The 8118-nt window shown below is 39.3% G+C and carries 5 protein-coding genes and 2 tRNA genes; 3 read left to right on the top strand and 4 right to left on the bottom strand.

What is annotated here, in order from left to right:
- Positions 1-487: 487 nt before the first annotated feature.
- Entirely contained in the window at positions 488-2131 is a 1644-nt protein-coding gene (gene glgP / locus BFP71_RS00570; protein ID WP_069833515.1) for an alpha-glucan family phosphorylase, read from the top strand.
- 73 nt (positions 2132-2204) lie between these two features.
- Here the strand turns inward: glgP and BFP71_RS00565 are convergent, their stop codons facing one another.
- Both BFP71_RS00565 and BFP71_RS00560 read right to left on the bottom strand, forming a co-directional pair.
- On the bottom strand, positions 2205-4799 hold the full coding sequence (locus BFP71_RS00565) for an ABC transporter permease (protein ID WP_069833514.1): 2595 nt from the start codon (positions 4797-4799) through the stop codon (positions 2205-2207).
- Positions 4796-5131, bottom strand: coding sequence for a PadR family transcriptional regulator (locus BFP71_RS00560; protein ID WP_069833513.1), 336 nt, complete (start codon positions 5129-5131; stop codon positions 4796-4798). The genes BFP71_RS00565 and BFP71_RS00560 overlap by 4 nt, the downstream gene beginning before the upstream one ends.
- 199 nt (positions 5132-5330) lie before the next feature.
- On the opposite strand from BFP71_RS00560, the gene BFP71_RS00555 reads away from it, so the two are divergent.
- Positions 5331-5405: transfer RNA gene (locus BFP71_RS00555), tRNA-Val, on the top strand.
- A gap of 33 nt (positions 5406-5438) precedes the next feature.
- A tRNA-Pro gene (locus BFP71_RS00550) sits at positions 5439-5512 on the top strand.
- A 4-nt stretch (positions 5513-5516) separates the two neighbouring features.
- Here BFP71_RS00550 and BFP71_RS00545 read toward each other — a convergent pair.
- Both BFP71_RS00545 and BFP71_RS00540 read right to left on the bottom strand, forming a co-directional pair.
- Positions 5517-5741 (bottom strand): hypothetical protein, encoded by a 225-nt coding sequence (locus BFP71_RS00545; RefSeq protein ID WP_069833512.1) that lies wholly within the window; start codon positions 5739-5741, stop codon positions 5517-5519.
- A 126-nt stretch (positions 5742-5867) separates the two neighbouring features.
- Complete coding sequence (locus BFP71_RS00540; RefSeq protein WP_069833511.1) at positions 5868-8081, bottom strand: M1 family metallopeptidase; 2214 nt, start codon at positions 8079-8081, stop codon at positions 5868-5870.
- Between the last annotated feature and the right edge of the window lie 37 nt (positions 8082-8118).

Below are 8118 nucleotides of genomic sequence, written 5' to 3'. Positions count from 1 at the left end.
GTGTTGTTAGTTAGTTTGTTTAGCAGGTACAAAACCTGAACCAAGTGCTTTTAAGCTCCTTCAGCGTAAGTATGATATGATAATTGTTCCCTTAGAAAGACAGGGGTTCCCGATTTGGGATAATGATAAGGTGAATCGGAAAAAGTGCGCGTCCAACTTTATCTCTCAATTGCCAACCATAGCAGAACTGCCGGAGAACTAGAGAGTTAGACCGATTTATGATGTTTAGGCTCTTCAAATAAAATCAATAACGTTCTATAATCCAATTTTTTCTTCTGTAATGGACGGAATATATTTAATGTGAACAACAAATAATTGTATTTGAATGGCGAGATGGTAATTGGAATTCAATGATTCAAGCTGATGAGCGCCTATTTTTATTATAAGTTTAAGCTTTCATGGTCAAACGTTTGCATTAAACTTTTAGGGCATAGCAACGCTCAACGTTTCGCAATCTTTTACATTTGGCAGGCTTAAAATCGACATAATGAAATTTAAACATCCCTATAAATTTGGTAAAGGCTATGAGAAACCTGTAGCCTACTTTTCAATGGAATTTGCCATTGACCAACCATTAAAAATATATTCAGGAGGACTTGGTTTTTTGGCGGGGTCCCACATGCGAAGTGCTTTTGACCTAAAGCAAAATATGATTGGTATAGGTATGCTATGGAAATATGGCTATTACGATCAGGTGAGAAAACACAACAATGAATTAGATGCCCTTTGGCAAGAAAGACATTACAATTTCTTGGAAGACACGGGTATTGAACTTGAAGTCCATGTCAATGAACATCCGGTTAAAGTGAAGGTCTTTTATTTGGCACCAAAGGTTTTCGGAACTGCGCCGATTTTCCTTTTGTCGACAGATCACCCTGAGAATGATTACTTAGCACAGACTATTACACATAAACTGTACGATAATAATGTCTCTACAAGAATAGCTCAATACATTCTATTGGGTATTGGAGGGGCTAAATTATTGGAAGCTATAGGTCATAAGGTAGATCAGTATCATTTCAATGAAGCACATGCTTTGCCTGCCGCTTTTAGGTTAATGGAGAAGCTCGGTGATATCGAAAAGGTAAAAGATCAAGTTGTATTTACAACCCATACACCCGTTAAAGCGGGTAACGAGGTTAATGATCCTATTATGCTTCATAAAATGGGCTTCTTTAACGGTTTTTCTGTTCGAGAGGTAGAAGATATGGTTGGCTTTGAAAATGGTATGTTCAACCACACTTTGGCAGCTCTTAGAATGTCAAAAATCTCTAATGCTGTTTCGAAGAAACACTGTGAGGTTTCCAAAGATATGTGGGGTGGGTTTGACGGTATTTGCGATATTATTCCGATCACCAATGCGCAAAACAAGGCTTATTGGACAGATAAAGAGCTTGAAAAAGCACACGCGAAGAAAGACGATAAGAAATTTATAAAGAGAAAGAAGGACTTAAAACAAGAGTTTTTTGACTTCGTATCTGACCAAACTGGTAAAATATTAGATCCAAATGTATTAACAATTGTCTGGGCGAGACGATTTGCAGGGTACAAGCGAGCCGATCTTATTGCTAGAGATGTGGAACGTTTTGAAAGGCTTTTAAACAATAAAGATTATCCTGTACAAATCATATGGGCGGGTAAGCCATATCCATTAGATCACGGTGCTGTTAGTACTTTCAATTGGCTTGTGCATTTTACAAGAAAGTATCACAATGCTACAATTCTGACTGGTTATGAGTTGGGGCTTTCTGCATTAATGAAAAAAGGATCTGATGTCTGGCTGAATAACCCGAGAATTCCATTAGAAGCATCGGGTACTTCTGGTATGACTGCGGCTATGAATGGCTCACTGAACTTTTCGACAAATGATGGTTGGATTCTAGAGTTCGGCGAGCATGGTAAAAATGGTTTCGTAATTCCTGAAGTGGATACTAGTTTATCAGAGGGTGAACAAGATCAGCACGATGCGGATCATATGATGAGAATTTTGGAAGATGAGATCGTACCAATGTACTATCAAAAGCAAGATGAATGGGTTGCCATGAATTATCAGAGTATGGACGACGTGGATGAGTATTTTAAAGCCTCAAGAATGGCTGATGAATACTACAAAAAGCTCTACAATATTTAACAAGAGAACCTAGAAAGTAAAAAAGCCTGTGTCCAAAATGGATACAGGCTTTTTTATTGTCAAGTTGAAATTCTTACTCGTTTCTTAGCGCATTGACGGGATTTCCATTAGCTGCCTTCACCGACTTGAATAAGACGGTTAAACCAGAAATCATCAAAGCAATAATAGCACAAGTTGCGATTAGAGGTATTGATATAGTCGTTCGGTAAGCAAAGCCTGTTAGCCATTCACTAATTCCATAATAGGCGATCGGTATGGCCAAAATACAGGCGATAAGGACTAGTGACTGAACTTGTTTGGTGAGCAACCAGATAATTTGCTTAGATGAAGCGCCCAATACTTTTCTAATACCAATCTCCTGAAATTTAGCTTCGGCCAGATAGGTGATGAGACCATATAATCCTAGGCAAGAAATTAAAATTGCCACAGTGGTCAAAACACCAAATACTCGACCTAATTTGACTTCTGTAGTGTAGAGTTGCTCAAAGCGCGCATCTAAAAAACGAAAAGAGAGTACCGAATTGGGTATAAACTTTTTCCATGTTGCCTCGATGTTGGCAAGCGTCTCGGAAATATTTTCGCTGTTGATTTTAATCATAGATCTAGCAATCTGATTACCAGTTTGTTCGCTATAATTAAATACCATGGGCTTGATACTCACATGTGGTGACTCAATATGAAAATCCTTAACAATCCCCCTAATTGAACCCCCTAGTTCGGGGTAAGTTTCATTTAATGGGGTTTGTGAATTTAATGGGTTTTTAGTTTCTATCAGTTTTGCCAGGGTCTCGTTGATGATGATGCCATCAGCATTAGTGTCCTTGGTATCAACACTAAAGGCTTGGCCACTGACCATTTCTAAGTCAAGAAGTGATATGTAGTTTTCATCAATCTCATGAATGGTAATTGTGGCATCAAAAGTCTTACTGAACGAGCGCCCTGCCGCTACTTCTCCACCCGGAGGACTTGAGGTTAAACTGACATTAGAGATTGAAGGGATTTGTTCAAGTGCGTTTTTATAAGGCGTAAATTGATCTGTAAAACCAATGTCTGTTACGATGATTTGATCACCTTGAAAAGACATGGTTCTCTCCTGCATATAGGAGATTTGCCTTTGCACTACGAAAGTAGCAATGACAAGGATAACTGAAATAGTAAATTGAAGTACGACCAGTCCTTTTCTAAACCAGCCACCTTTGTGGGTACCGCTAAGTTTTCCCTTCAAAAAATCGGTGAATTTAAATCTTGAAATGATAAAAGCAGGGTAAAGGCCAGAGAAGAGCCCAAGGAGGGTTATAATGCCGAAAATAGCCAATAAAAAAGATGCACTTTGGAGATATTCGAAATAAACCGGTTTATCGATTATTTGCTCAAATGTTGGTAATAGAGCTTGTACAATAATAATAGCAAGGGGAAGAGATAGCCACCATAAGATTAAAGATTCCGTTAAGAACTGAGACTTAAAGCTACCTCGACCAGCACCAATTACCTTCCTGATTCCAGCTTCTTGCCCGCGTTGTAATGCTCTGGCTGCCGTAAGATTTACATAATTGATAGAGGCTAAAAGTAAAATAAGGGCAGCAACGATGATGAATAGCTCGATGATGTTTTTATTCATAACAGCGAAGACATTGTCTGTGGTCACCGTATTGTATTTTATGTCAGCAAAATTGGTGAAGTTATAACTAAACCGATGATGATATTCATTACTAGTCAATTTTGGTATCTCACGTTCTATTTGTGCCAATAAATCAGGTTTATTGGTATTTGGAGCTAGCTTTAAAATGAGTAGCCAAGGGGAGAAACCTTGGCTATTCAGGCTATAACTATCCGTCGCAGGTGCGAGAAAACCGAACTGCATACTAGAGTTATCAGGAAGGTCTTTGATAATGCCAGCAACCTGAAAAAAACTTCTACCTCGAAATGGAGCATTTATTGTTTTTCCGATTGGGTCTTCACTACCGAAGTATTTTTCCGCCATACTTTCGGTTAGCAATATGTTTTTCTTGTCGCTTAGCGCGGTTTTTGGGTTTCCTTTGACTAATTCAAAAGGGAAAATTTCAAAAAAGGTAGAGTCTGCAAAGAGAAATGGTTCTTTGACCAAGGTTAAACCGTCCTCATCTTCTAATCTAATCGTGATATTATATTTGGCTAGACGAGTAAAAGACTCGATTTGAGGAGATATGTCAAGTAAAACTGGCCCATAGCCAGGGTGCATTCCAGCATCGAATGCCTGACTTATAGAAGTCTCACTAAACCGTTCTATTCTTACGATCCGATCTTTATCTGGGATGAAATCGTCCATCAGGTACTGATCTGCTACAAACAAGGTAATTAACAGACTGATTGCGATGCCGACCGATAAGCCGAAAAGATTAATTGCAGTAATAGATTTACTGTTTTTCATGCCTCGGAAGGCAGTTTTCAAGTAGTGTTTGAACATCATGTTGTGATAAGAGAGTTTATAACTATTGGGATGATAATCGAACAAGTAATGCCTAAATGATTTGGCAATTGTCCATGTATATATTCTAGCCGCTTTTTTATGACCATGTGCTGCTAGATTTTCAGTGTATTCTTCGTACAAGTCACCTTCCAGTTCCTCTATGCGGTGATCTGCACAAAAGAATCTTAAGATTTTAGCCGGTAACTTTGGTGGATTATTCATGCGTTTCCATCGTCTGATATGGCTGGCATAATATCCCAAAAAGAGGCACGAATCTGTTTAATCTGATCCAATGCTTGCATAGCAGAAGGAGTTGGAACAAATATACGTTTGCGTTTCCCACCTCGTTTTTTCGAAGCTTCCCCAAATTCTGAGTGGAGAAACCCTTTCTTTTCCATTCTATAAAGCGCTGAGTGAATAGCACTAAGGTTAATACTGCGTTTGGTGTGCTCTTCAACCTTTTTTCTCACCATATTGGCGTAGGCTTCCTCCTTTAAAACACAGGTAGCCAATAGCACTACTTCTTCAAACTCGCCTAGAAAAGTTCCCTTCATACGATTTAATTTATATATAAATGTAAATAATATAAATTCTGAAGTCCAAATATTTTATGTGTAAATGTAAATTTAATGAGCTATTGTCTTTGTGACCGCTTGATTTTGAAAAGGTGGAAGCAAAATTTATTCACCTCAATCGGGAGGCTGGGATTGAAGAATTACTTATAATTGCATCAGCAATGTTTGCTGATTTTATGGGGTATTAGCTCAGTTGGTTTAGAGCGCTGCCTTGACAGGGCAGAGGTCACTGGTTCGAATCCAGTATGTCCCACGCTTAATGCGCCTTTTGGCGCATTTCTTTTATCGGGATGTGGCGCAGTCCGGTAGCGTACTCGTCTGGGGGGCGAGTGGTCGCAGGTTCAAATCCTGTCATCCCGACTCTTTACAATTCAGAATTTTTTTTCCTTAACATTAGCTTTATCACCAAATAGATAGCACCAAGACTGAGGTAAAATGCGCCAAACCATGCGAACGTTTTATCTGGCTTATCGCTCACTACGAATTCATAGGCTAACGTAATGAAGTAGGGTATACTGGTCAGTAAAAAAAGTGGAATGGCCAGTTTGTAAGCTGGTTGCGCTTGAACAGTTAAATGTTTTTCCTCCAAAATAAATCAGTAACTGCTTACTTAACGCCATCACTTTGTTTGTGTTAATCGATTTTTATGAACGGTAAACCATAAAAAAAGCCTCGTCAATTTTGACAAGGCTTTAATTCTATATTTTAAGATTGACTAGTCATTTCCCTTTTTGAAGTTATCGAACTTAGAAGCCGTTTTATTCGGGAAGGTATTATTCTCAATATCAACATCTGACAGCTCCTGAAAAGGATCAAATAGAACTTTTTCAACTTCTTTTTCTTTTACAAATAGCTTAGTCACTTGATTCTCATTTCTTCGCCAGATTTCAGCAGGAATTCTTTCTATTTCTTTGCTACCATCTTTAAAAGTCCACTCTAATACTAAAGGTGTAATCAAGCCTCCTTTATTTTTAAAGGTAATTTGATAAACATTTTTACCAGCGAATCGCTCTCTGATTGCCTCATTATCCACCTCGCTTCGGTATTCACTACCCACTCTGCTATCGGTTAACTTGAATTCTTGTGGCTTACCAAAGAATGGGTTGCTATCGGAACCTGAGTTTTCTCCAAGGTTACCGCTTTCAGCTTGAACTTGTGTCTCCAAACCCTGTGATTCTCCTGCCACTTTAAACCATTGCACATCGGCCACTTCTACATCTACGTTGTCAGTGGAATAAAACCAACCTTTCCAGAACCAATCTAAATCTACGGCTGATGCATCTTCCATAGTCCGGAAAAAGTCAGCAGGTTTCGGGTGCTTAAAAGCCCACCTTTTTGCGTATTCGCGAAAAGCTTCATCGAATAATTCTGGACCCATAACTTGCTCACGTAAAACCACTAATGCCGCGGCAGGTTTATTGTACGCCTCATAACCCAATTGAAGTGACTGCTCTGGACTCGTCATTATCGGGCGCATAAAATCTTTACTGCCTTTCATGTATGGAACAATTGAGGCAGGCGAATTAGAGCTATATGGTAGTTCTGGATAGTATTTTTTCATTGTTAAATATTCAAGGAAAGAATCCAAGCCTTCGTCCATCCACGCCCACTGACGTTCGTCAGAGTTTATAATCATTGGAAAGTAATTGTGTCCAACCTCATGCACAATTACATAAACCATTCTGGTTTTAATAAAATCATCATAGGTACCGTCAGGTCTCGGTCTGCCAAAATTAAAGCAGATCATAGGGTACTCCATACCAATACTTGCTGCATGCACTGAAATTGCTACTGGATAAGGGTAGTCGATTGTCATTTCAGAAAAATTGATCAACGTATTGACCACCGCTTTTGTAGATTCTCTTTCCCAAAGCGGATTCCCTTCCTTCGGGTAGTAAGACATAGCCAGAGGCGTATTGTCTCCGATTTTCACGGCCTGAGCATCCCAGATGAACTTTCGAGAGGAAGCAAAAGCAAAGTCACGGACATTTTTTGCATGATAAACCCAAGTTGATTTACCATTTGCTTTCGTTTTTTCTTTGGCCTCAGCTTCCGCTTGGCTAACGATGATTACAGGTTTATCGAAAGACTTTTTAGCACGTTTGAATCGATTTTGTTCCTGTTTAGTGAGGACATCTTTTGGATTTTGAAGTTCACCCGTCGACGCTACGATGTGATCGGAAGGTGCCGTAATTTCTACTTCAAAGTCACCAAAAGTTAATGCAAACTCACCAGAGCCGATGAATTGCTTATTCTGCCACCCATTAAAGTCATCGTAAACCGCCATTCTTGGGTAAAACTGAGCGATCGTATAGAGGTAGTTTCCATCTTCTTTAAAATACTCGTATCCCGATCGTCCACCTAGTTGAGCGCGGTCGTTGATGTTGTACCACCAGTCTATATTAAAGCTATAAGACTCTCCAGACTTTAAAGGGGTTGGTAGGGTGATTTTCATCATCGTATTATTCACCAAATATCTCAAGTCTTTTCCTTGAGTATCTTTTACTGACATCAACTTAAAACCACCGTCAAATCCAGTGTCGCCAAGTGCCCCTTGAGCCTGTCTTGTTCCTAGTTGAGTAATAGTTGACGGCAGTCTAGCACCGTTTACTTTTGTGCCTAAGTTTTCGGGTTGCCGAACATTCTGATCTAATTGAATCCAGAGATATCTGAGCGTGGTAGGAGAGTTATTGTAGTAAGTGATCGTTTCAGAACCAGTGATCTTTTGGTTTTCATCATCCAGTTCCACTTTTATCTTGTAATCAGCTTTCTGTTGCCAATAGTCAGGACCAGCTTCACCAGAACCCGTGCGATAAGAGTTTGGTGTAGGAAGCATGTTGTCCATCTGTTCAAACTTGCTATTCCATTTAGCTTGGCTAAAAGCTAATAAAGGAGTGAGCATTAGTGCTAAAGTCAATAATCTTTTCATAAGAAGCGCTTATCTTAAAGTGTAAAAGCCGGTTGTT

This window comes from Roseivirga misakiensis (assembly GCF_001747105.1).
Classification (GTDB): domain Bacteria; phylum Bacteroidota; class Bacteroidia; order Cytophagales; family Cyclobacteriaceae; genus Roseivirga; species Roseivirga misakiensis.
Note: the sequence above shows the minus strand (reverse complement) of the source record. Positions and strands in the feature narration are given on the sequence as shown.